The 21,688-nt window shown below is 52.3% G+C and carries 21 protein-coding genes and 1 pseudogene; 4 read left to right on the top strand and 18 right to left on the bottom strand.

Annotated features, from left to right (window positions below; all coding sequences use genetic code 11):
• Nucleotides 1–2: 2 nt before the first annotated feature.
• Complete coding sequence (locus V6936_RS04845; RefSeq protein WP_001161490.1) at nucleotides 3–563, bottom strand: recombinase family protein; 561 nt, start codon at nucleotides 561–563, stop codon at nucleotides 3–5.
• 309 nt (nucleotides 564–872) lie between these two features.
• Here V6936_RS04845 and V6936_RS04850 point away from each other — a divergent pair, with 309 nt between their 5' ends.
• Together V6936_RS04850 and V6936_RS04855 are read left to right on the top strand one after the other, a co-directional pair.
• Nucleotides 873–2,450 (top strand): methyl-accepting chemotaxis protein, encoded by a 1,578-nt coding sequence (locus tag V6936_RS04850; protein ID WP_001323889.1) that lies wholly within the window; start codon nucleotides 873–875, stop codon nucleotides 2,448–2,450.
• Between the two features lie 189 nt (nucleotides 2,451–2,639).
• Nucleotides 2,640–3,002 (top strand): annotated as a pseudogene (locus V6936_RS04855) (IS6-like element IS6100 family transposase); the annotation flags it as partial.
• A 164-nt stretch (nucleotides 3,003–3,166) separates the two neighbouring features.
• Here V6936_RS04855 and V6936_RS17365 read toward each other — a convergent pair.
• The 9 genes from V6936_RS17365 to V6936_RS04900 all read right to left on the bottom strand — a co-directional run bounded on the left by V6936_RS17365 (nucleotide 3,167) and on the right by V6936_RS04900 (nucleotide 10,032).
• Nucleotides 3,167–4,081 (bottom strand): hypothetical protein, encoded by a 915-nt coding sequence (locus tag V6936_RS17365; protein WP_207307419.1) that lies wholly within the window; start codon nucleotides 4,079–4,081, stop codon nucleotides 3,167–3,169.
• A gap of 907 nt (nucleotides 4,082–4,988) precedes the next feature.
• Nucleotides 4,989–5,309: an H-NS histone family protein gene (locus V6936_RS04865; RefSeq protein ID WP_045931302.1), complete on the bottom strand. Its 321-nt coding sequence runs from the start codon at nucleotides 5,307–5,309 to the stop codon at nucleotides 4,989–4,991.
• Between the two features lie 102 nt (nucleotides 5,310–5,411).
• A complete protein-coding gene (locus V6936_RS04870; protein WP_052695811.1) occupies nucleotides 5,412–6,302 on the bottom strand; it encodes a hypothetical protein in 891 nt (296 codons plus the stop codon).
• Nucleotides 6,303–6,313: 11 nt separating this feature from the next.
• Nucleotides 6,314–6,913 (bottom strand): hypothetical protein, encoded by a 600-nt coding sequence (locus tag V6936_RS04875; RefSeq protein ID WP_131071810.1) that lies wholly within the window; start codon nucleotides 6,911–6,913, stop codon nucleotides 6,314–6,316.
• A gap of 12 nt (nucleotides 6,914–6,925) precedes the next feature.
• The gene (locus tag V6936_RS04880; protein WP_131071809.1) at nucleotides 6,926–7,684 is read right to left on the bottom strand and encodes a DsbC family protein; all 759 of its coding nucleotides are present in this window, start codon (nucleotides 7,682–7,684) and stop codon (nucleotides 6,926–6,928) included.
• Nucleotides 7,685–7,705: 21 nt separating this feature from the next.
• Complete coding sequence (locus tag V6936_RS04885) at nucleotides 7,706–8,194, bottom strand: PH domain-containing protein (protein WP_222668007.1); 489 nt, start codon at nucleotides 8,192–8,194, stop codon at nucleotides 7,706–7,708.
• Nucleotides 8,195–8,286: 92 nt separating this feature from the next.
• Complete coding sequence (locus V6936_RS04890) at nucleotides 8,287–9,093, bottom strand: SprT-like domain-containing protein (RefSeq protein ID WP_045931306.1); 807 nt, start codon at nucleotides 9,091–9,093, stop codon at nucleotides 8,287–8,289.
• A 137-nt stretch (nucleotides 9,094–9,230) separates the two neighbouring features.
• Entirely contained in the window at nucleotides 9,231–9,521 is a 291-nt protein-coding gene (locus V6936_RS04895) for a DUF1330 domain-containing protein (protein WP_045931307.1), read from the bottom strand.
• An 88-nt stretch (nucleotides 9,522–9,609) separates the two neighbouring features.
• Nucleotides 9,610–10,032 carry a hypothetical protein gene (locus V6936_RS04900; RefSeq protein ID WP_131071808.1) on the bottom strand — a complete coding sequence of 141 codons (423 nt, stop codon included), beginning with the start codon at nucleotides 10,030–10,032 and terminating at the stop codon, nucleotides 9,610–9,612.
• A gap of 110 nt (nucleotides 10,033–10,142) precedes the next feature.
• Between V6936_RS04900 and V6936_RS04905 the strand changes: the two genes are divergently transcribed.
• Both V6936_RS04905 and V6936_RS04910 read left to right on the top strand, forming a co-directional pair.
• On the top strand, nucleotides 10,143–10,595 hold the full coding sequence (locus tag V6936_RS04905; RefSeq protein WP_045931309.1) for an antitoxin PaaA2 family protein: 453 nt from the start codon (nucleotides 10,143–10,145) through the stop codon (nucleotides 10,593–10,595).
• Complete coding sequence (locus V6936_RS04910; RefSeq protein WP_045931310.1) at nucleotides 10,592–10,900, top strand: type II toxin-antitoxin system RelE/ParE family toxin; 309 nt, start codon at nucleotides 10,592–10,594, stop codon at nucleotides 10,898–10,900. The genes V6936_RS04905 and V6936_RS04910 overlap by 4 nt, the downstream gene beginning before the upstream one ends.
• Before the next feature lie 516 nt (nucleotides 10,901–11,416).
• Here the strand turns inward: V6936_RS04910 and V6936_RS04915 are convergent.
• Genes V6936_RS04915 through V6936_RS04950 form a run of 8 tightly spaced genes read right to left on the bottom strand, consistent with a single transcriptional unit; the run spans nucleotide 11,417 to nucleotide 21,682 of the window.
• On the bottom strand, nucleotides 11,417–13,045 hold the full coding sequence (locus V6936_RS04915; protein WP_045931311.1) for a conjugal transfer protein TraG N-terminal domain-containing protein: 1,629 nt from the start codon (nucleotides 13,043–13,045) through the stop codon (nucleotides 11,417–11,419).
• A 14-nt stretch (nucleotides 13,046–13,059) separates the two neighbouring features.
• Entirely contained in the window at nucleotides 13,060–13,461 is a 402-nt protein-coding gene (locus tag V6936_RS04920; RefSeq protein ID WP_045931312.1) for a hypothetical protein, read from the bottom strand.
• Nucleotides 13,458–14,915, bottom strand: coding sequence for an integrating conjugative element protein (locus tag V6936_RS04925; RefSeq protein WP_223254038.1), 1,458 nt, complete (start codon nucleotides 14,913–14,915; stop codon nucleotides 13,458–13,460). Before V6936_RS04925 ends, V6936_RS04920 begins: the two co-directional genes overlap by 4 nt.
• Nucleotides 14,869–16,215: a TraU family protein gene (locus V6936_RS04930; RefSeq protein WP_026482545.1), complete on the bottom strand. Its 1,347-nt coding sequence runs from the start codon at nucleotides 16,213–16,215 to the stop codon at nucleotides 14,869–14,871. The genes V6936_RS04925 and V6936_RS04930 overlap by 47 nt, the downstream gene beginning before the upstream one ends.
• A gap of 9 nt (nucleotides 16,216–16,224) precedes the next feature.
• Entirely contained in the window at nucleotides 16,225–16,704 is a 480-nt protein-coding gene (locus V6936_RS04935; RefSeq protein ID WP_131071807.1) for a TIGR03757 family integrating conjugative element protein, read from the bottom strand.
• Nucleotides 16,701–19,622: a conjugative transfer ATPase gene (locus tag V6936_RS04940; RefSeq protein WP_045931314.1), complete on the bottom strand. Its 2,922-nt coding sequence runs from the start codon at nucleotides 19,620–19,622 to the stop codon at nucleotides 16,701–16,703. The genes V6936_RS04935 and V6936_RS04940 overlap by 4 nt, the downstream gene beginning before the upstream one ends.
• Entirely contained in the window at nucleotides 19,612–20,121 is a 510-nt protein-coding gene (locus V6936_RS04945; RefSeq protein ID WP_045931315.1) for a TIGR03751 family conjugal transfer lipoprotein, read from the bottom strand. The genes V6936_RS04940 and V6936_RS04945 overlap by 11 nt, the downstream gene beginning before the upstream one ends.
• Nucleotides 20,108–21,682, bottom strand: a complete 1,575-nt coding sequence (locus V6936_RS04950; RefSeq protein ID WP_131071806.1) for a TIGR03752 family integrating conjugative element protein — start codon at nucleotides 21,680–21,682, stop codon at nucleotides 20,108–20,110. Before V6936_RS04950 ends, V6936_RS04945 begins: the two co-directional genes overlap by 14 nt.
• Nucleotides 21,683–21,688 lie beyond the last annotated feature (6 nt).

Genomic DNA, 21,688 nt, shown 5'->3' on the forward strand with positions numbered 1-21,688 from the left:
TGTCAGTCGTCCGTGCGGAGGTACTGGTAGAGGGTTTCCCGGCTGATGTTGAACTCGCGGGCAAGCTGCGCCTTGGGCTCGCCGGCCGTCGCTCGCTGCCGCAGGGTAGCAGCCTGCTCATCGGACAGGGCTTTCTTGCGGCCCCGGTACGCGCCACGCTGCTTGGCCAAGGCGATGCCCTCACGCTGCCGCTCGCGGATCAGGGCGCGCTCGAACTCAGCGAAGGCCCCCATCACCGACAGCATCAGGTTGGCCATCGGCGAGTCCTCGCCAGTGAACACCAGGCCCTCCTTCAGGAACTCGATGCGCACGCCGCGCTGAGTCAGCTTCTGTACCAAGCGACGCAGGTCATCGAGGTTGCGGGCCAGCCGATCCATGCTGTGCACCACCACTGTATCGCCTTCGCGGACGAAGCTCAGCAGCGCTTCGAGCTGGGGGCGCTGGGTGTCCTTGCCCGATGCCTTGTCGGTGAACACCTTGCTCACCTGGGTTTGTTCCAGCTGGCGTTCCGGGTTCTGGTCAAAGCTGCTGACCCGGACGTAGCCGATGCGGTGCCCCTGCACGATGTCTCCTTGGTTGAAGGCGGCTTAAGTGCACTTTCTGTTCCGTTGTGCCTCAAAGCCCATTTCTGTCAGGCTGAAATCTATAACCTTCGCGGGCATGTGTCAAAAAATGGGAAAGCAGACTCTATTCTGACGAAGCGGCGCGGCCCTGCCTGACATCAAGTTAGGGTATAGCCTAGATTGACATGCGCGATGCAACCCTTAACTTGCTTGCACCTATCGTTTCCATGCTAGCTTTATCGTAACGCTCAAGAAATTGGGCTTAATGCCGAAAACAATAAAATAAAACAGCCAACCCTTGAGGTTCTTATGCGCCAGAATTTACCAGTGACGGGTCGAAACTTAGAACTCCCAAAAGATGCCAATATTCTTTCGACTACCTCCCCTCAAAGCCATATCACGTACGTTAATCCTGACTTCATTAAAATCAGTGGTTTCACTGAGGAAGAACTATTAGGCCAGCCTCACAACATCGTAAGACACCCAGATATGCCGCCTGCTGCATTTGAGCATATGTGGAGTACATTAAAATCTGGCCGCTCATGGATGGGGCTAGTAAAAAATCGCTGTAAAAATGGCGACCACTATTGGGTAAGTGCTTATGTAACGCCAATAGCTAAGAATGGTTCGATTGTTGAATACCAGTCTGTAAGGACCAAGCCTGAACCTGAGCAGGTTTTGGCTGCGGAAAAATTATATGCTCAATTGAGAAGCGGGAAGGCCGCGAGGCCGAAATTGGCTGCTAGCTTTTCCGTGAAAATACTCTTGCTCATATGGGGTAGTATTATATCAAGCGCAATGGCTGCCGGCATGCTTACTGATACATCAATAAGCAGCTTATTGTTAGCCACTTTAATGTCAGGAAGCTTAAGCTCTGTTAGTGTTTTGGCTATTCTCTCTCCTCTTGGAAGACTGGTTGAAAGAGCCAGGAATATTTCCAATAACCCATTAAGTCAATCCCTCTACACTGGGCGCACCGATGAGTTTGGCCAAATAGAGTTTGCTTTACGAATGATGCAAGCTGAAACAGGCGCCATAGTAGGTCGCATAGGTGATGCATCAAATCGGCTTAGCGAACACACCCGAGGCCTACTAAAGGATATTGAGTCAAGCAATGTACTTACAGTTGAGCAGCAGGCAGAGACAGATCAAATAGCAACGGCAGTAAACCAAATGGTGGCAAGCATTCAAGAGGTTGCGAGCAATGCACAGCATGCTGCAGATGCGGCCGGAAGAGCAGACACTGAGACGGCATCTGGCCAGCGTCTGGTAGCCCACACAAGCCAGTCAATCACTGCCCTTGAAGGTGAAATTAGGCAAGCCACTCAGGTTATTCATGAGCTTGAAGGTCAAAGTAACGAGATATCAAAAGTTCTTGACGTTATACGAGGGATCGCCGAGCAAACGAATTTGTTGGCACTCAACGCAGCAATTGAGGCCGCGCGTGCTGGTGAGCAGGGGCGTGGTTTTGCTGTTGTCGCCGATGAGGTTCGCAGTCTTGCTGCTCGCACACAGCAATCGACAACGGATATTCAAAGCATGATCAGCGCTCTACAAGAGCGAGCGCAATCCGCTGTTACAGTCATGGAGCAAAGTAGTCGGCAAGCGCACACGAGTGTAGCTCACGCAGAGGAAGCAGCTACAGCTCTTGATGGAATTGGCCAACGCGTTAACGAAATTACCGACATGAACGCGCAAATAGCGACTGCGGTCGAGCAGCAGGGAGCAGTAAGTGAAGACATAAACCGCAGTATTATCAATATACGCGATGCTGCTGATACCAATGTACAGACCGGGCAGAATAATTTGCAAAGTGCGAAATCTGTCGCTCAGTTAACTAGCGCTCTGAGCGAACTGGCAAAACAGTTTTGGGAAAAACGAGGATAACGCTTTTCAGTATCTCGACAGGGATAACTTACTTTACCATCGGTTATCCCTTTTAGCCGCACAAATTTTAGCCATGGCTTTTCAGGAAGTCAGGGCTATCAGAATGGCCTTAGAAAGCCTAGTCAAAGAGCTGTCACGAGAACACCGTTAGCTTAGCGTACGATTTTTTCCGAATTCTGCGGTTCCCCCAATACCGACAAAGCGCCGAGCTATGGTGCAGCGATCACCGAATTGAAGCGCGAAGGAAAGCTGGACCGGGAGACGGCCCACCGGCAGGTGAAGTATCTCAATAACGTGATCGAGGCCGATCACGGAAAGCTCAAGATACTGATCAAGCCGGTGCGCGGTTTCAAATCGATCCCCACGGCCTATGCCACGATCAAGGGATTCGAAGTCATGCGAGCCCTGCGCAAAGGACAGGCTCGCCCCTGGTGCCTGCAGCCCGGCATCAGGGGCGAGGTGCGCCTTGTGGAGAGAGCTTTTGGCATTGGGCCCTCGGCGCTGACGGAGGCCATGGGCATGCTCAACCACCATTTCGCAGCAGCCGCCTGATCGGCGCAGAGCGACAGCCTACCTCTGACTGCCGCCAATCTTTGCAACAGAGCCTCCGTCGCCATGCTCACCTCGCTTTGGTGCACACGAGTATTGAGCATAGTCGAGATTGGTGCAGATCACTTCTGATATTGAACTGTCAGGAGCTGGCTGCACAACAGCCATTACGCCCAATCAACTGGTGCAGTCGTCTTCTGAAAATGACAAGCTCCACGCTTGTGAGTTTCGTGTTGCTCATCAGTTAGCTGCAAGATTTTGTAAGTGAAAAACGGTTGCTGGCCTTTCTTCATGCGTTTCTTGTTCAATGCGGCCGGTGCACTGATTTCTTCCGTTGTTACATTGGAGCAGTTGATGACGCTGCAGGCCTGCACAACCGCCTGCACTTCGTCCCTTGAGTCAAGGATGATTTGTGCATATACCTTCTCAATGTCACCACCATAGTTGGACAAGGCTTGCTCATAAAACTCGGGAAACAGATAGAAAGGCTCAGCTCTGAAATGCTTGGCTTTAGAGTTGGATAGACCTGCCTCGATGGTGGCTTTGTGGGCGATGCGGCTTGCTGGTAAGGTCTGCTCTAGATCCACCTCTTGGAGGGTGTTTTCGTAGGGAAGGAACGAACCACCGAGAGCAACTGTCCATTGTCGATGCTCAGGTCCCCAATAGATAGGGAGAACGAAAACGCCTCCTTCAGGAAAGGCTTTAAGAATATTGTTTAGCCCAGGCAATAATTCATACTCTGGACTGGCCTCCCAACAAAGAGCAATACGTTTAGTCGATCGTGAAAATTGAAAGTCGCCTAATTGCTCAACCTCCCCATCTTTCTCCCATGGCGCTTCAAAGGTCACGCATGGGAAGGGGAGGCGAGTAAGGTCTAGGTGGGCTTGTCGAAGGTCTTCCGGGGCAATGAGATCACAACAGTTCGGCAAGATAAATTTAACGCTGTGTTGCAACATCTCTATCAAGCGTCGATAAACTCTGGCTGATTGCGGGGCCGCGCTTCGCAAAGAGAATTCAAGATCACGCAAGTCTTCGATGGCGTGTGCAGAGTAGTTCAATGGCTGCGCCACATTATTTTTCATGGTTGATGCCGTGAGTAAAAGAGTGGTCAATGGGGGGCAATAGAGGCTCAACGGATAATCGAACATATTCCCGAAATTTAAACTTCTGTGCTTCCTACCCAGTGGTGCCCGAGGTAAGCATCTGCTCCCCATCTGGTTAGAGGGATGAGGCGCTCTGCCTCTGCGTTCAATGTTTCTGTAGTCCAGCCTTGTTGGGGAGCAGAGAGGCTGCCCAAGACCTCGCCTTCGAGAGAAGTCACGAGTAAACGAGAATAACGGATAGAAGTCAGGATATTGGTCTCACCAGGTCTGACGTCTGTAATGAAAGTGATCATTGATTTTGAAAAACAGAAATCGCTTTTTGGTCAATGATTAATCTGTATCAGCGTTATTTCCTCAACGGTATCCACTTAGCCTCCTTTTCATTGATATCGCGCTAGTCACAGCATAGAGAGTCATCAAAGCACCGATTAACACAAAAATATAGTATGGGTAGGGGCCTAGCGCTCCTCCAATGGTCACAAAAGCTGAGTCAGGTGGATCTGGTTTCCACTCATAGATGGCGATTAATCCAAGAATTAACGAGGCTAAGCCTCCCACAAATGTTAAGCCGTAGAAACGAAATAAAAGAATTACTGTGGATGTACCCATTTTAGTTGGCTCCTTCGCAGGTTTGTGTATTTAGCAAGTAATGACCCCGTGGGATTTCTAGTCAGCCTATTTCCAAATTATCCTTAGCCACCTTTATTGGGTCGGCTCGATTAGTGACGGTCACGGATATACCGTACTTTCGGCCTCGGGCATGGTAGAGGTTCAGAACAGCCGTTTCCATAGGGGACAGCGTTGAAGCGACGCGTCCATCCAGGGCTTGGATTTCTGCTATTTGTGGGTTTGAGTTGAGCATGTTGCCAGCCTCCATAGTTTGAGTTCAATTACTGCTAACAGCAAAGTCTTCACGGGAACGGCCTTCCGATTCAATTTGCTTGATCCATGTCGGCGTGCGTCCTCTACCAGTCCACGTATGACCATCTGGGTGCTGATACCTGATTTTCGATACTGCTTTCGTCTTTAACGGGTTTTTGTGAAACGCCTGGGCAATATCTTCAGGTGTTAGGTCGTGCTCCTTCATCGAGCGAAGAATATCGCTGATTACTTTAGATCTTGTTTTCTGTTTCAATTTATCGGCATCACGTTGCAGTCGAGCAATTTCATTTTTTATTTCGGTGATGGAATTAAATTCTTTTCTCATGCGTTCCTCTTTATTATCTCTCAACCGGCGAAACTGAGAGGTGGCCTTTCTAACGTGGATGTTGGCCAGGCACCAGCGGCCTGGCTAACTTTTTTTCTTGAGTTAGAACAACGACATCACAACAATGAATGACATTCCGATCATGATGGTTTTCTGTACGCCACTTACAAGCTCAACCTTTTCGATTGAACCAGTTGAGTAGTTTCGAAAAAGCGCCGTAATAAACGACATCAAGATAAGGGTAACAAAAGCAGTTGATATCGCAAAAATGATCGCTCTTAAATTGCCCATGCTGACGCCAGATCCAGATGCAAATCCTTGCTCCAGGCTTTCGGTTAAAGGCAGGCAGGCTTCACCTTCACGGATACACGGATCGATGGGTGGTCGGTAGGTGCCACCTTGATCAGGGTTTGGTCGAATGATGTCGTCTACTGGATCGCCGTTATTACCCGTAGGCGGGCCATTTCGTATTCGGTCAGCCATTTTGCAGATGGTCGTCCCATTGATATCCGCAAAGCCGTTACAACTGCCTGAGTTGATCATTTTCTGGCAATTCCCGATTCCGAGCTGGACGCATGCCAGTACCATATCACCATCGACTTCTCGGCCATCGAACGTTCCCAGTCCCGCAAGAGTCTTGGGAGCCCGTGCTTGCATGGCATCAGTGGTCAGTTTTGTCCAAGCATCGACTTGGCGTTGCAAGTCCCAAGTTGCAAAATCATCAGGGGTTGTTTTTGCATATTCACGGATATTGGTTTTGTTCATCTGCAGGATGCCTGTACAACAAGACCCGTTATAGATGTCAAGCTGCCCACTCGATTCAAACATGGCCAACCGGCCTACGGCATCCGCATTTGCCTTGAGCCATGGGCTGGCGTTGGGTGAGTTGCGGACAGCATCCGCCACTTGTGCTGCCGTAACAAGTGCTGCTGCGAATGCTACCGCTGAGGCTGTATATAAAAGCCACCCTGAGATCGATCGCTTGCGTATCACTGTTTTGCCTTTTATTGGATTCGTAGGGTTCTATCGCACGATTTCACGTGCTTGCCATGTTGGATAATGCGAAAATAAGCAGTCATCGTGTTTCGGTCGAAAGCAATTTGAGATTGATTGATTTCTCCCGGTTTATCAGCTGGCTCAGGATAGAGATGGCAGTATTCAGGAAAATCCTTCGATACGGACTTGCTGCTATTCATTTGAGTCACGCGCATCGGGCAGACGGAATACATATCTTCAATTCCACGACCGTTGGCGGGAGGAATGCAGCCATTAGAAAAACCGGAGCTAAAGATTGAAAAAACGAATTGGCTGCCGTTTACTGAATACGGTTTTATTAAGATGAAAGACGCCATTTTCGATCCGGGCGTTAAGCCAGATCCAGTTGATTCAATTTCCTTTTCCCAAATATTTCTAGCAAGACTCATTTCCGCACGAGAAGCGTGAGGAAGCTCCATAGATCCTGTATTAAAACCGACCACCGTCATCGGCTCCCACTTAAGCCCAGGCGGTAGATTGCTTTGGCTGTTAGTGCCTTGTGCCTGTGCTAGGTTAGAGATTACTAGCGAGAACGTAAATGCGATGCTGGCTAATTTATTAAACTTCATTTTTATCTTCCCTTAGTTTTTTGATAACTCTGAAGCATCTAATTCTGCAATAAATTGCTCTGGAGGTGTTGCGCCAACTAACCGCTTTCCGTTGCCCAATATAACTGTAGGTGTGTTAGCGATATTGTTTGCTTCTCCAAACTTTAAAATCTCCACCAAACCAGAAATGTCGCAGTCCTCACGGCCATCAATATTTCGACCATTCATGACCATGTTCCAAGCGGTGTTTCGGTCTGTTGAACACCAAGCTTTACGGGCAATGGGGGCTGATTGCGGGTCAATAACGGGAAAGACAAATCGATAGACCGTTACGTTTTCAAGCTGATCGACGAATTTTGTGAACACGCGGCAGATGGGGCAGAGCGGATCCTCAAAGACGGCCATCTTGCGTTGTCCGTTGCCATGGACCTGCACAATGGCTTGACTCAGCGGTAGTGATTCCCATGGGATCGTGTTGAGCTTCTCAAGGGCTGGTGCGGTCACATCACGGCGGTCTTTCATGTCCATGAGGGCGCCGCCGACAAATGCGTACCGCCCGGTCGAGTCGCTGTAGAAAATCTCGTTGCCACTAGTGACCTGGTAGATGCCGGCAATAGGCGTGGTTGAGATGCTATCGATGGGGACAGAACCTTGAGTGTGTTCCTCAATAGCTGCTTGCACGTCAGACGGTACGCTTTGAGCCCAGGACGCTGTGGCCAGTCCCAGGCTAAGGCTTGCACTGGCTGCCAGGCGAATCAGCAAAGAAGAAGGGGAATAGGTTGAGGTAAGCATTGTTCGGAAGAATCCTGGTTGTCAGTAATCAAAGGCGCGAACGCCTCGGGCGACACGGCATTGTTCGACCGCGTCACGAATAAGTTGGGAGACGTGCTGAGGGCTAGCGATCGCGCTGATGTGCACGGTCGGCGTCGAGGCGTCAGTGGTTTGCAAAACGACACGGCCACGGCCGAACAGGGCTTGAAAGAGGGTGCCGGAAACGGCGATGTCTTTTACCCGGTATAACTCCAGGGTTTCGACACGTTTAACGAGGATCCCGCTGTACTCCAGTAGGCGTTGGTTCGTCAGTTCATAGCGATGATTGGCAACCTTAAGGTATCGGTAGATCGCCCAAAGGACAGGAATGACTGTCCAGCAGAACAGGATAGCGACAATGAACCAGCCCGCATTGATGAGCTGGCCTTCTGTGCCTACCCAAATAAGTTCTGTCTCTCGCGTGGATGCAGGAGGCGCAATGTGGCTGGCAGCTGCCTGTGATAGTGGAGTAGGAGTGTCGAATGGGTCCATGTGGCCACTGTAGGGCCGCATGAAGTGTGTGTCTGTTCAAACCCTTGGGCACATAACCAAGGGTTTCGACTTGACAAGCCTTTAAATCAATTCTAGGCCGATTCGCTGTTGGTGCTTAGTCGAGCTGCGTCCGGCGATGTGAAAGGGCTTTCACAGGATCCGCAGATAATCTTCAACTTTGGTTTACCCCAGACGCTTGTGCCGCATGGGCAGACGTACTTCCATCGGTTTGAATTGCCGGTGGGTTTTACCGGCAGGCTCTCGTCGCCCTGGGCGCCGTTGCTCGTGGAGGTGGCACTGGATGCCAAAGCTTGAGTGAGTGCTGGAAGTGCGATGTATGGAGGAGCTCCACCTCCTACTGAGATGTCCAAGCGCTCAGCGGCACTACGAGGTGCGTCGGCATGTGAGAAGCGATCGTACCAGGTCAGACAGAATGACTGGGTGAGCAGATCGGCGCACGCTTTCACAAATTTGCCATCCTCAATCGCATAATCAGCCATGAGTTGGCCAGTGCGAGCGCCACCAGGTTGGCCAGTCGAAGAGGGCATCAGTCCAATCGCTTCCATCTTCGAGGCCCACTCTTCATTGTGATACCTGCCACGCCCAGGCTTGCCGAAATGGAATTGCCAGAGATGGCACATTTCATGTACCAAAGTCTGCATAGTTTCGATCAAGGGCACGACGGCAAAGTAGGCCGGGTTCATCGCTATTTCGTCTGTATAGGTGCCTTGAGCATCTACAAATCGCTGGCTTGAGAAATAGCCCATTGAGCGTTTCTCGCGTTGTAAGGTGATCAGACAGTTGGGCAACCCTCCGTCGAACAGGGCATTATTGAAGTGATCGTAAGCCTGTTGCAGCTCGGCATAAGTTTGATGAGTCGGTACTTTTCTGATGCTCATAGCAGCTTTAAAAGAAGGGTTTGTATTGCACAATACACTAATTTTACTTGGCTTGGCTGTGACTTCGTTGTGTCGCTAGAGCTTCACAACGAAGTCAGTGAGAGGCGGAGTATTTTGTTGGGAGCAAGCAGTTGGATTTATGCAGTTTCCACAATGAACATTTGGGCTTGTTGAGCCTCTCTTCGTTCAGCTTTAATCGGTGCATATTTATCCGAGTTGTAAAACTCCAATGCCTGGGCCAAGGTTGGAAACTCAAATACGCCTGCTAATGGGTATTGGGGGGCTTCGCCTTCTAAAACTTGCGCAACGGGTCCAAAGTGCAGAATTCGCCCGCCCGCCTCTTGGAGAGCTAGCTGGAAGCGGGGCGCAAGCGCGGCCTGCTTAGAAGGGTCTATCACTCGAAGATTTATATGCACGTATGCAGGCATAACCTGATCAACTCCATTTATTTCGTGATTAACGAGTCTTAGATACTCTGAATCTACAGCTGCACTGTGGAGGTCTGGGATAAATTCATCAATTTGAATAAAGGCTTTTTTTCTCTACGAGAGTGGAGACCATGGGGACACACGCAGGCCTTATCTGGACAGTCACATGGGTGTAGCCAGCATCTAGCAGGGCGTAAAGTCGATGGCGACCATCCATGATTCTTGTACGGCCTTCATCGAAATACAACCAAGGCATATAGATTGTTTCTTTATTTGAGATGGAGGCGACAGCCTGTTCGTACTTGAAAGGCTTATAGGATTCACCTGGCCGTCGGTCTACCCGATTTGTGCACCAGCTCCTGTCTCCAGTCAGTGCATTAGCGAGAAGACTCATGTCGATGGTGAGTGCCAGGAACGATTCATGTTCCGGGATGGGATGATAGCTTTCGTATTCGCGACGGGGAGGAGGAGGCGAAGGGATGAAATCTTCCAGGGAAAAAGTTCGACTCATACACCGATTCCTTAAGTTCCTTTGTGGATGTGAAGAGAGTTGCGCATGATTTCTATCAAATGTGCGCAGGATTAGTGTAAAATGGTTCCTGCTTGATAGGAGGGCATACTATGCGTTTTATCACACTTGAACAGCTACGAGCCACCGCAGATGCGGGAGGCGTGACTGGCGTAACACTCAAAGGCCAAGGCGGTGGTTTCTTCGTTGAGATTGCCACTCGAAGTGGCCAGGACGCTGTCTTGACCAAGGCAAGAAGTAAGGAGCCACGCCGTTTTGGCAATCCGACATCTGCTTTGGTGATGTTGCGTGACTTAGGGCTCGCCATAGCAAAGCTAGACGTGACGAACTGGGACCCTACGCAAAAGGATATGACACGTAGCCGACAAAGTCGGGCGGAGGCCTTACGTGATGCGCACGAAGCGGCCGCTTATAACGGTTGGCTTGCTGCTGAAATTGCCGACTCTTTGGAAGATGAGCGACCAAGCGTGCCACATGAGGATGTAATGGCCAGGATGGGATCCCGCATTCAACAGATTAAAACAGCAGCAGTGCGTAATAAATGATTCAAGCTGCGCGTTTCTACCAAATAGTTTGGCGGCCAAAGGCTGAGGAAGATCTGGTTAAGATCATTGACTACATCGCTTTGGATAGCCCAGTACGTGCGGATACCTTTGGTCATGAGCTGCGAGACAAAATCCACCCTTTGTCTAAGCATCCAGAGATGGGCAGGGTAGGACGACCAGGCCTTCCTGCATATGTGCGGGAGCTGGTTATCCATCGAAACTATATTGTGTTCTATCGAGTGCGAGAGTCGGAGGCGACTGTAGAAATTCTACGTCTGAAGCACGTAGCACAGCGGATGCCGTAGGGTTTTGAGCAAATAGGCAGAAATTGTTTTTGTAAGGCGTTGTACGTTAAAACTGACAGGGTAGGTGAGACCTTTAAAAAAGGTGCTGATACACTATAGAAATTGAAGTGTCCCCAACTGTTTTCGTGATCTCGTTAAATAATACTGGGTGTGAGGAGAATTAGAGCATATGAAATATGCCCTGAAACTAGCACGACATGGAAGTATTTTTCTTGCACGAGTGGCATGGATAGGGGTGGTGCTCGCCGTTGAGTTTCTTCTTATGTTAATAAATGCAAGTAGTAGGAAGGAAGATCATACTTCAGGGGCAGAGATCCCCGACCCGTTTGATAGGATGCATCCTAATTGGCGGTATTACTGGGATCAGCAAAAAAGTGACCTAGATTAATGATAGGTACCGGAAGCAATCCATCTACAGCCTAAAGTGATCTATGCTGGCTTGAACTTAGCAAGCATAGACCCAGTCTTGATTTACCAGTGCCGTTGGAATCAAGTCTTATTTAGGCAGATAAGACTTTATTTCTTACCTCCAAATAACCTACCCAACAACGGGGGCTTGCCCGACCCTGCAGCAGAGTTCCCGTTCCTGGTCATTAGCTCGTCTATACCGCCTGCTACTCTAAATCCAGCCCACGCCATCATCGAAGACCAAATAACCGGTAGCCCGACATACAACGACAATAATATCGTGTTCAGCACCATTCGTTTGTAGCCTGCTGGAATCGCTCCTTTGCCGATCATCATGGCTTCTTGAACAAAAATATTGCCTAGCGCGCCAGGATACATCGCATTGATTAGATGACCATCGATCCAGGTGGCGATGTACCACATCGATGCCCACATTTTGATTGTAAGAATGGCCATGGCTCCTAGGAACAACACCCGAAGACTGAAGCCGCTGACCAAGGTGGCCAAGGGAAGAAAAGCGTAGATGCCCATGAGGACCAATGCTTGAATCATAGGTAACGAAGTCACTAATGGCATCCATGCCATGCTGGCCATGAAAGCTGCGCCTCCTACACCGAGCGTGCTCCCGGCGCCTGTTATGGTTCGACCTGCGACTGTAGCAGCGTCATAAGGGTTCCCCATCATTTGGTCAAAATCAACAAAGACGGGATTGGCTGCGGTTGATGCTAGCCGAGCCACTTCATCCTTTTGCTTATCGAACGACGTAAATGTGAGGACGTTCGCCGCTCTGGATGCGAACGCTCGAACACCTGGGCTGCCATCGATCAGCTTTTCTCGTAGCTGATCCTCCCACCATTGCTTGCAGGTTGGGCGTCCAAACTCTGGGTTTACGGCACCGGTAACTTGTGGGTCCACGTCGCTCGATGGGTCGTAGTACTCAGTATCGCGGGAGTAATCGATCGCAAAACCGGTGACCGGAGCACGGCTGCGCATGGAGGCGTAATACCCAGGCTCAGTTCTGAAAAACTGGCTGCCCATCCAATCCACATCGGTAGGCCCATAGTCGGTATTGGATTCTGCCAAGATCGAGGCACCTGATGCACTGATTCTGCTGCGATCGCTGCGCAAATACTGACTGCGTGCCGGGATAAAGCATTCGCTATAGAAGCGTTGCACATCACCGAGCAAGGCGGGGTCTTCGATTGTGGCATTCTTGGCCATATCCTCCAGAACCCGCATATCAGATCCAGAATTATTCATGCCATTTCGAAAGGCATTGTTGATCCCAGAGCTGATGGACATGATGGAATACCACCATAGGGGCACGTTACTCAGCCCGCTGGCCTGGCTCATGCTTCCATCAATAGCATCGCGTAGTGCCGTATCGTAGGTGCTGCCACTGGCTCCAGGCGTGGCCTCCACAGGGTTAGGGTTGTCAATTGAAGGAGGAGGCACGTACGACAAGCGAGCGTACGTTAGGCTTGTGATGGGTGAAGTGAAAAAGCAGACCGACATCACAAACAACATGACGATAAGCTGGGTTTGTACGCTTTTGATGACCCCCATAACGCCGATGTCTTGCATTCCTCGCTGGCCAGCTTCGCGCCAGGCATTGAGGACGACCACCAGAAAGGGGATGACGACCAAGCCGGTGCCGGTCACGATCTCGCCAAAGATATTGGCAAAAGCCCACCCGTAGAAAGTGGTGAAGAGCTCAAGATAACTGTCTAGTTGCATGGCTTATTCCCCAGCTAAACCGCAGTGAACGCTGTTACCCAGCGCCAGATACGGTCAAGGCCAATCGGGATCAAGATTAAGTACAGCGTGGCATATGTAGCCACCTTGCGGCGGCTGGCCAGCACGGCGTCATATTCGAATTCTTGAACAATGTGTCTGGCTTGAAGCCAGCGAACGACGGCTGGCCAGCGCCCGATTATGAGTAGTGCTGCCACACATTGAGCGATAGCACCGATATCTCGCACTGACGACGTTCCATCAAGAAGGGTCAGGAGTTTATGTTCCTGGCCGATAAACGACTGCGCTAGTGCGCCGAGCAGCCCAATGAGCAGGAGAAATCCGGCCAAACCGATGGCGAGCCATATCAGTGCTCGCCACAGCCAGCTGCGTTTTTTGGTGAGAGAGACTTGTGTCATAGCCCAGGCACCCGTCCACCCACTGCTGGGGCAGGATCAACAGGGTTGCCACCCGGTACGTTCAGTGATTGTGTATCAATGGCGGACTGGGTGTTGATGATCGACAATGCCGTCTGGGACGTTAGATCCTTGCGGATTCGAGCCTCATACATCAAGTCGTCAATGTAGCCACTTAAGCGATCGACCGAAGCCTGGGTGTTTTGGATGGCATCTCCTGCGGCCGTCACCTCCGGTAAGGTTAGACCTGTCATCAACACGCTACGCGCCACCAATGCTTTATTGATCACCCGGTGCATCGCCATTTCCTGAGCAATGCGGTTCACAGCGATGCTGCGGGTGTCAGGCGGCATTGCTCGTAATGAGTCAAGCAACTGAGGAGACACGGCAAAGCCAGGAGCTGAAATTTCTGCGAGATCGGCGTACGTGGCCGAGTTCGATGGGTTGGCCATTGCCTCAAGCTTAGGCTGGACGAAATCGACTTCGGCTTCATATTTGGGCCCCAGGCCGCTGGAGGTCACGACCGTGGTTGGGGCAGGGCAGTGATGTTGCCCGCAGGTATAGACCTTCTGATCCCCAAGGACTTCGGTTGTCCATTGGGCAAGTTCTGCCGGTGATTTAAACGCACGAACCAGGCGAGAGTTTTTCTCGGCAGGTGAGTTACTGTAGTCCGTGGTCTCTGATGCTGTGATTGGTTTGTTGAGGGTAGCGTTATAGCCTGCCACAGAGAGATCTCGTACCGGCTCAATAGGTCGGCCTCCTACACCCCCGGCATTCTGGCCAAACACCCATGGCACACCAGCTTTGTTGGCCTCTTCATTCTTCTCAATGTCGATTTTCGCCTGGTAAATATCACCTTGCGCAGAGGCCTTGATTTTCCAGCCTTCACCTTTGGCCATCTTGATCCAATCTTCATAGGGGTTCTGCCCCGCTTTGACCATGGCCTCCATTTCTTCGCACGACTTCAAGCTGGCCCCAAGCAGGAGATCCACTTTTTGTGAATAGTTTTGGAAAATCTGATACAGGCCTGGCTGTGCCCGTTGCAAGACGTACAAGGGGAGGGCAGCGATACCAGATTGAATCGCCCCAGTCACTGTCTGGCCCAGGTTGTTGAGGTTGTTCATGATGTTGGCCCAAGATAGGCCTATATCAAACTTGCCACATGAATAGTTCAGTCGAGCATTTCCTCCAAAGCCTAAGTTGTGAGCGACCTGGCCGCGATAATTTGCAGAGCCGCCGGGCGAGCCGCCTCCCATTCGGTAATACAGCGAAGAGCCGCGTACGGGTTGCGCGTAGGCGTCGGGCATCACGCTCATGGAGGTCAACGCAAGAGCCAGCATCATGGCGGCTGGTTTCAAGCGCAGTGTGAACGGGCGTTGTGGTTGTTGCATAGATATTCTCGTCCTTCGCTTAAGGGATGCTGTATAAAAACTCACCACGGATGCGGCAGCAGTCATAGTGGTTCCACATATTCCACATATAGCCATCGGCACCATCGGTTTTGTAATCGCCAAAGCTGGCCAGGCTCATTGAGTCATCTGCACCAAAGGTCATGCAGGACCGTTGAGCGCTCGGATAGATCATCTGCCAGGTAGTGGGCTTGGAGGTGGGGAAGTACTTGTAGCCACTACCGGGTTGCAGACGCTTGTAAATGTGGGGCTGTGCCGATTGCGAGATGATGCTTCCGACACGCGTGGCCAGCACGGCGGAGGCCTTTACTGGGTGTGACTGCACAAGCTCGCCGTTACGTGGGTATATAGGCCCCCAGGTAGTGGAAAGGGGCGAGGTGCTTACTTCCCCTGTACCAGGCACCCATGATTGGGGGTAGAGCATCTCTAGCGGCCAAAACCCTCGCCAGCTCATCGCGTCCATGTCTGACTGAAAATGCAGATTGAACACCGACGCTGAGCCGGGGCAGAACATCTCAGATAGCCCACCAGAGGCACCCAGGCGCTGAGCGATCTGCACCATGTCTCTGATTGGCCCAAGATCTGCACCCACCATATCGACGCCGGACAAGCCAATGGCTTGGGTGCTAACGCTTCCACCAAAGACATTGCCCAAATTTCCAATTGATGAGCTCAGCTCGCCAAGTTTTGCCGGAAATGCAGAGACGGAGGAAATAATGTCTGCTGGTGCATTGGCCATGGCACGGGCTGCTTCGATGAATTCGTTGCCCAGCTGTTGGGGGACTTGCCGCCAAGACTGCGCGATACGAGGCAGTTCTGTGCGAGTGAAGGCCAACAATTCGCTATAGCCCGGAAACTGGAATGAACTGCCAAAGCTGGGGATGTAACCGCTGGCGATGCTAGCAATCAAGCCTGCGGGGTTACCAATGGCGTCCGCACTTTTATATGTAGTCACCTCTGTGCCCTCGCGCTGTGTTCCTGCTGATGCGTCGATCGGGGCGCCGACTACGGCTGATCCCACTGAGGATATAGCTGTCGCCAATGGCTTACCCACCTCAGCCCAAGGGTGAGCCAGAGGATCGTTGTAGGTGCTGATCACGACATCGGGCACGTAATGTGCAACCCGAACCGACGTCCGGATGAAGCAGCCAATGAGCGGGATGCAAACCAGCCAGACGCAAATGCCTTTGACCTGATAGGACGTGCAACTGGGGAGTGCTGCGACCGTATTGGTGACGACGCCCGCCGTGGTTGTGGCAGCTGTTGCTGGAACAGGCCGCAGCGCGGTTGCCAGTACCAGCAAACTAATCGCAAGCATGTGCCGAAAGCGCAAAGTAGTGATTGACATGAGTGCCCCTTAATTTTGGCTGTCACGCCAGGCCATAAGCGCCTGGTCAACGTCGACATAGCCAAAGACTACATAGCGCTGGTTGATGACCACCGCTGGTAATCGGTCAATCTGATAACGCTGCGCGCGTGCCAGGCCGTTAACGGCACTCGCGACCATGGGTTGGATCATTTGTCGTAAGCGAGCTTCATTGTTGGCAACCCATAGACGCGCTTCTGCTTCGTCTTGTGGCATTCCTTCATTCATCTGGGCTTCCAGATTACTCATCGCATCCAAGCGATAGATGGAAAGAGCATAGTGAGGAGACGTAGTCGGGGTGACTGGCATCGCGGTATTGGCAAACACCTCTACGGTCATGACGCCTGTATACAGATCCTGGCCAAACTGTTGTGCAAACGATGGTGTAATAACTGCAGAAAGTGCAGACATCACTACCATGCGAGCTGTAAGACGAGAGGCGGCGATGAAAAATGAGCGTGTCTTAGTCATGAACGACTCCGCGCCAGCTCTTGTGCCACCATTTGAGCAGCCCCCATTTCGTTGATCCCATGCTTTTCCATGAGGCGACGTCGGTGTGCTTTCTCATGGCCCTCAGTCATGGCCAATGCAATCGGGAGAGCTGGAGGGACGTTGCGAAAGAGCATCTGGCCGGTCGCAGAAATCAGAACCCCTTCCGTGTATTTCGGGGGCTCCTTTTGGGCGGATTCCATCATGGCTCGCTGCTCGTTGGTGAGCGACCGAAACCGCACCACCTCTTCAATCTCCGCTTTGTCCATGGTCAGCAGCATCCAGTACTCACACATCGAGAGCACGCGCTCCATGGAGTCGGGGAAGTCTTTCAGGTTTTGTGTGGCAAGCCAGAACCAGGTATTGAATTTGCGCCACATTTTGGTGCCCTTGGCTATCTTGGGGCCAAGCAGCTCATTGGTTGTGATCAAGTGACCCTCGTCCGTAAGGAACACCATCGGGCGACCAGAGTGTTGGTTCAGCTCGGCACGGGACTGTACGGAGTCGATGAGGCTTGTGTATGCAACTGCCAAGGCGTCTTCATAGCCGTCTTGAGTGAGCGTACCCATCTCAACTAGAGTGACATCTGCATCAGGCCAGTCCTGGCCCTCGCGATTGAATAACTTGCCTCGCAGTGCCTGAGTGAATGTCATCATGGACTGGCCCATTTCTTCGGCGCGGGCCCGCCGCGCCGGTGACATAGTCTGGTCTTTATTCATGTGCATGAGCTGCAGGGCCACATCTTGCGTCAACGGGTGCTTGGCTCCCCGTTCCTTGCAACTGATCGCGGCCATAATGATGGCGCGTGATACCAGGTAGCGGTCGGCTCGACTCATTTGTGCGACTTCGTCCGCTTCACCTCCTGTGATCATCAGGATCGCGGCAATCAGCATCTCGCCCAGCAAGTCCCTTTTATCCAGTTCGTCGTCCTGCTCTTCGTCCTCCTCCCTGGCCTGGAATGTTTCATGAAAGGACACGCCGTCAGTCGATGGCTCATCATCTTGGCCAAGCAGGGCATTGAGCAGCTCGTCATCGGGCAGGCCTGCGTTGCTTCGTGCCTGCTGCTCGGCCGCCACAAAGCTCTCCATTACTTCACTATCATCTAGTAGTTGGTATGCATGAACGAACGGTGGCAAGGACACTTTTGCACTACTGTTCAGTTCAACTTTGTAGGTCGATAGCCCTCGGTCTTTAAAAAAATCCACCAAAAGACCAAAGGAGTTCCCGGCATCGACAATCACCAGCCGTGGCCGATGAATGGCCATCGTCATCATGGCGATGTAGTTCAAGGTGGCCGATTTACCGGCTCCGGTCGGTCCCAGCACCAGCATATGCGCGTTCTTTTTACGATCGCGTTTGTTGAGCGGATCCACAAACAAGGGTTCCCCGCCGCGATTCCAGAACCACATGCCAGGGTGGGGTGTGCCACGGGCACGGCCATACAGCGGTAAGAGACGCGCAATATGGGAGGCGAAGGTCAGACGGGATCGACGAAGTACCTGGTTATCGAAGGCGGGGTCATAGTTAAACGGCAGAGCACGCATGAATGTGTCCAGCGGGACCAGGTCATGCTGATTGCTGATGAACTTCAGGCCTGATGGGATCAACAGCGCATTAATCGTGTTGATGTTGCTATCGAGTTCATCTGTGCTGGTGGCAGTCGCGTACAGGGTCACCATCATTGGAAACAGGTGGTTGCCCCGAACTATTTCATTCAAAACGTTGGTGCATTCCCGGTAGGTTTCGATGGCCTGCGCAGTCTTGGCGCGTGAGGCATCCCGGATCCGCTCAATTTGTGACTCGACGATGTGTTGCGGCGCGATGGTAATGGACACTGAGAGCATCGAGCCAGGAGGCAGACGGTCAAACCGTGCAAATCGCTCTTTACCGTTGGCCAGCTCCGCCGTGAAATGACCAATCTCAGGCTGCTTGCGCATATTTTGCAGGGTCAACGCCTTGACGGGTACGCCATCAAACTCAAACAATCCCTGTTCCAGGTTCGAACGGGGCTCATTGATGCTCAATAGCTCTGACAAGTCCCATCCAAAAATGGGCGTATCCTCGTCATCGGTCAACGGGGTGTCGCCGGGATAGGGTAATTCACGCATCATTTGCGTGCCTGGCGCCCAAGGCAGATCACGGTTAAAAAACGGCAGTAGCCACTCATACAGGTCTTTGCCGGTACAGCGGCGAACGGCCACACCGGCCTCGGAAAACGTGGCCATGATGGTGTTGGCCACCGACTCGATTTGCTGCACCGGCGTTTGTGGATCATCGGCTGCGCCGCCAAATCGACGATACAGGCAACAACGAACACGGCGGATTTGCCCGCGCCAGACTTGACCGGTGACAAGCGTATCGGTGAACAGGCCATTGGGTTGCGAGACATTCGACAGGTGAGAGCGCACCTCATCCAATACCGCCTGGGTAAACGGCGAGTTCAGGATCTCCTGGCCCAGGCCATCGTCCTTGTGTTGCTCCAGGATATAGTCGGTAAAGGTGTCATTAAGATGATCCAGGTTACGGTCATCATTGACAAAAAACTGTGCGATCCACGGTGCGCCGTTGACCGATGGCATGGCTTGCAAGGCCTCCTGAATCTTCTGGGCGTGTTCATTCAGAATTTCGATAGGCATGGCCTCGGTCGCAATCGGAGAGAGCTCAAACAGTGCACCGAGCGTATTGCCATCACGCAACACGAAAATGCGCTCATCAGGGGCATAGCTGATATAGGGCAGCATGTCGGTAAACGACGGTGGCCGTAGGGCCATGCGTCGACGATCTGCAACGGTCTGGCCAGGAGACGATGCCTTTGCGGTGACTTGAGGAGCGCGCTTACTGTCTGGTTGCGCTGCACGTTGACGCGTGAATCCGAGCAAGCTGGCCACATTAGCGATCATCTGCGCCTCCCTTTTTCTTGGCGCTGGATTTAGCCTCAAAGTAGTCACCTCGCCACTGCAGCAGATCTTGGGTGACTTCACCAGGTAGCGCATACTGTGTCTGGTCATACATCGGGAAGACGGTCACGTAGCCAGGAACCGGATACTGGCCCTTGGCCAAGTGAGGAAACACCACCATTACCAGGTCAGGGTTGGGCAGCCGAGCGAATCGCTGGTTCATGGAATCAACAGCTGACCAATATCGCTGGGTTAACTCATCACCTGGATTAATCGGTCTAGCCTGAGTGCGCTCACGCATCCGCTCCTGGGGGGTAATGCGCGACTGACGAGTCGCTTCGTTTCGATAATCAGTACCCCGGTAGACGTCCAGCACCGTTGGCGAATCCTTAGTGACCTCATTAAGTGGGGATTCGCGATCCATCATGACGGTGCAACCGCTGAACATGGCGGTGGTGATTAGAGTCAGCGCCAGGCGTTGGGCAGTTTTATTCCAGACCATAATGTGCTCCACGAGAAAGCTGCTGCGTCCCTTGCTGGCGGTACACCAGCTTGCGGGCGTTGGGCATCTTGTCAATTTGCAGTTCTTTATCCAGGTGAATAACTATTTGCTTGCCAGCCGGGGTTACAACGGCGTCGAAGCTATTCTTCAAACGGGAGGTCATCCATGCGACGATCTCATTGGTTGCGCCAGAGGCCGCTTGCCCCATGGCGTAGCCACTGCGTGAGCCGGTGATTTGAGAGGTGGTATTGCCCGTGCCCAGATTGTTGGAGACGGTGCGCTGGGCATCGGAGTAAGCTTGTGCGGCGACATCCAGCCCCTTGAGCATGGCCAGGTCGGCCAGATAGGCCGGGGCATTGGTGACGAATTTGCCGGGAATGCAGGGATTGCCGTGTACGTCAGAGATGTAGCCCAGGTCCTGGGTGCTACCGCCGCCATTGACGTTGGCATTCCCCCCGCCTTTGGAGCGCTCAGAGATGGTGCGAACCGTGCCGTCATTAAAGACAAAGGTGACCGAGCGCACTTTTCCTTCTGAGCACGACAGCGCCATATCGCCGATTGCCACACCGGTGACGATCATCCCCTCAATGTCTGCTGGTAATTCAAAGCCATTGGCTGCCAGGTTGTCGCGGCCGACAATCGCTTTAAACTGCATCGGGTCAGTGACACGGCCATCAATGGGCACACGTCCGATGAGACTGGTCATCGATACTGCGCCGACCAGTGTCGAGTTCTCGGGAACAGTAAAGTACGGAATCGGTTCAGGCTTGGCGGCTTGTGGTGCTGACCGTGTTTGTGTGGCGGTGGTCCTGGACACAGGGCCCATGGAGCTATTGGCATAGGCCTGATTGCCACTGGTGCGGACATAGCGCGTAATGGCTGGTCCGTCATTGCCATTGCGGCCCTGCTCGGACTGCGTTACCGCGCTATACCCCATGGGAGGTAAAACACGGTATGGCCCTGATGAGGTAACAGTCGGAGTGGGCGATTCTGTTCCCAGGGAAAATGATTGTTGTGGGACCAGGGGAGTCGTTCGCGTCTGAGCAGCTCGATTGGCTGCTTCGGTCTCAGAGCGGGCCGGTGACAGTTGAAAGGCGCGTGAAAACGTATCGACTGCTTCGGAGCCACGCTTCAAGGTGAGGTTGACTGCGTTTTCGGCGCCCGTCTCGTCGCCGGTTGGGTCGATCGAGTCCGTACGGGGTCCGTCAAGATTGAGCGTGTCGCGTTGCTCTTGTTCGATGCGACGCGAGACCGTGGCATTAGCACCGCCCACGCGCTTATTCTCGGCGATGAGTTGATTGTTCATCTCGATCACGCGTGCCACATCACGCCGCAACTGTTCATTGCTGGCGGTGACGGTGCGTAGGGTTTCGGCGGCGTTGTCGTTGTCCGCTCCTTGCGCGGTAGGCAGTGTGGCACTTTCAGGTGTAGGAATGGAGGTCAATACCGAGTTGGTAGATTCTCCTGAACCCGTAAATTGCCTGTATATCACCACGCTGACTATTAAGACGGCGACACCACCGAGGATGGGGATCAGTTTGTTGCTGGACGTGCTGCTCATGCTGTT

It is taken from the genome of Alcaligenes sp. CHO6 (genome assembly GCF_037120595.1).
Lineage (GTDB): Bacteria > Pseudomonadota > Gammaproteobacteria > Burkholderiales > Burkholderiaceae_B > Alcaligenes > Alcaligenes ammonioxydans.

What these genes read in the sequence shown, in the direction of transcription:
- V6936_RS04950 (WP_131071806.1), bottom strand. Translation starts at nt 21,682, where the DNA reads ATGAGCAGCACGTCCAGCAACAAACTGATCCCCATCCTCGGTGGTGTC.
- V6936_RS04930 (WP_026482545.1), bottom strand. Translation starts at nt 16,215, where the DNA reads ATGTCAATCACTACTTTGCGCTTTCGGCACATGCTTGCGATTAGTTTG.
- V6936_RS04885 (WP_222668007.1), bottom strand. Translation starts at nt 8,194, where the DNA reads ATGGACCCATTCGACACTCCTACTCCACTATCACAGGCAGCTGCCAGC.
- V6936_RS04900 (WP_131071808.1), bottom strand. Translation starts at nt 10,032, where the DNA reads ATGAGTCGAACTTTTTCCCTGGAAGATTTCATCCCTTCGCCTCCTCCT.
- V6936_RS04940 (WP_045931314.1), bottom strand. Translation starts at nt 19,622, where the DNA reads ATGATCGCTAATGTGGCCAGCTTGCTCGGATTCACGCGTCAACGTGCA.
- V6936_RS04945 (WP_045931315.1), bottom strand. Translation starts at nt 20,121, where the DNA reads ATGGTCTGGAATAAAACTGCCCAACGCCTGGCGCTGACTCTAATCACC.
- V6936_RS04850 (WP_001323889.1), top strand. Translation starts at nt 873, where the DNA reads ATGCGCCAGAATTTACCAGTGACGGGTCGAAACTTAGAACTCCCAAAA.
- V6936_RS04925 (WP_223254038.1), bottom strand. Translation starts at nt 14,915, where the DNA reads ATGACTGCTGCCGCATCCGTGGTGAGTTTTTATACAGCATCCCTTAAG.
- V6936_RS04905 (WP_045931309.1), top strand. Translation starts at nt 10,143, where the DNA reads ATGCGTTTTATCACACTTGAACAGCTACGAGCCACCGCAGATGCGGGA.
- V6936_RS04920 (WP_045931312.1), bottom strand. Translation starts at nt 13,461, where the DNA reads ATGACACAAGTCTCTCTCACCAAAAAACGCAGCTGGCTGTGGCGAGCA.
- V6936_RS04880 (WP_131071809.1), bottom strand. Translation starts at nt 7,684, where the DNA reads ATGCTTACCTCAACCTATTCCCCTTCTTCTTTGCTGATTCGCCTGGCA.
- V6936_RS04875 (WP_131071810.1), bottom strand. Translation starts at nt 6,913, where the DNA reads ATGAAGTTTAATAAATTAGCCAGCATCGCATTTACGTTCTCGCTAGTA.
- V6936_RS04895 (WP_045931307.1), bottom strand. Translation starts at nt 9,521, where the DNA reads ATGCCTGCATACGTGCATATAAATCTTCGAGTGATAGACCCTTCTAAG.
- V6936_RS04890 (WP_045931306.1), bottom strand. Translation starts at nt 9,093, where the DNA reads ATGAGCATCAGAAAAGTACCGACTCATCAAACTTATGCCGAGCTGCAA.
- V6936_RS04865 (WP_045931302.1), bottom strand. Translation starts at nt 5,309, where the DNA reads ATGAGAAAAGAATTTAATTCCATCACCGAAATAAAAAATGAAATTGCT.
- V6936_RS17365 (WP_207307419.1), bottom strand. Translation starts at nt 4,081, where the DNA reads ATGAAAAATAATGTGGCGCAGCCATTGAACTACTCTGCACACGCCATC.
- V6936_RS04935 (WP_131071807.1), bottom strand. Translation starts at nt 16,704, where the DNA reads ATGACTAAGACACGCTCATTTTTCATCGCCGCCTCTCGTCTTACAGCT.
- V6936_RS04915 (WP_045931311.1), bottom strand. Translation starts at nt 13,045, where the DNA reads ATGCAACTAGACAGTTATCTTGAGCTCTTCACCACTTTCTACGGGTGG.
- V6936_RS04910 (WP_045931310.1), top strand. Translation starts at nt 10,592, where the DNA reads ATGATTCAAGCTGCGCGTTTCTACCAAATAGTTTGGCGGCCAAAGGCT.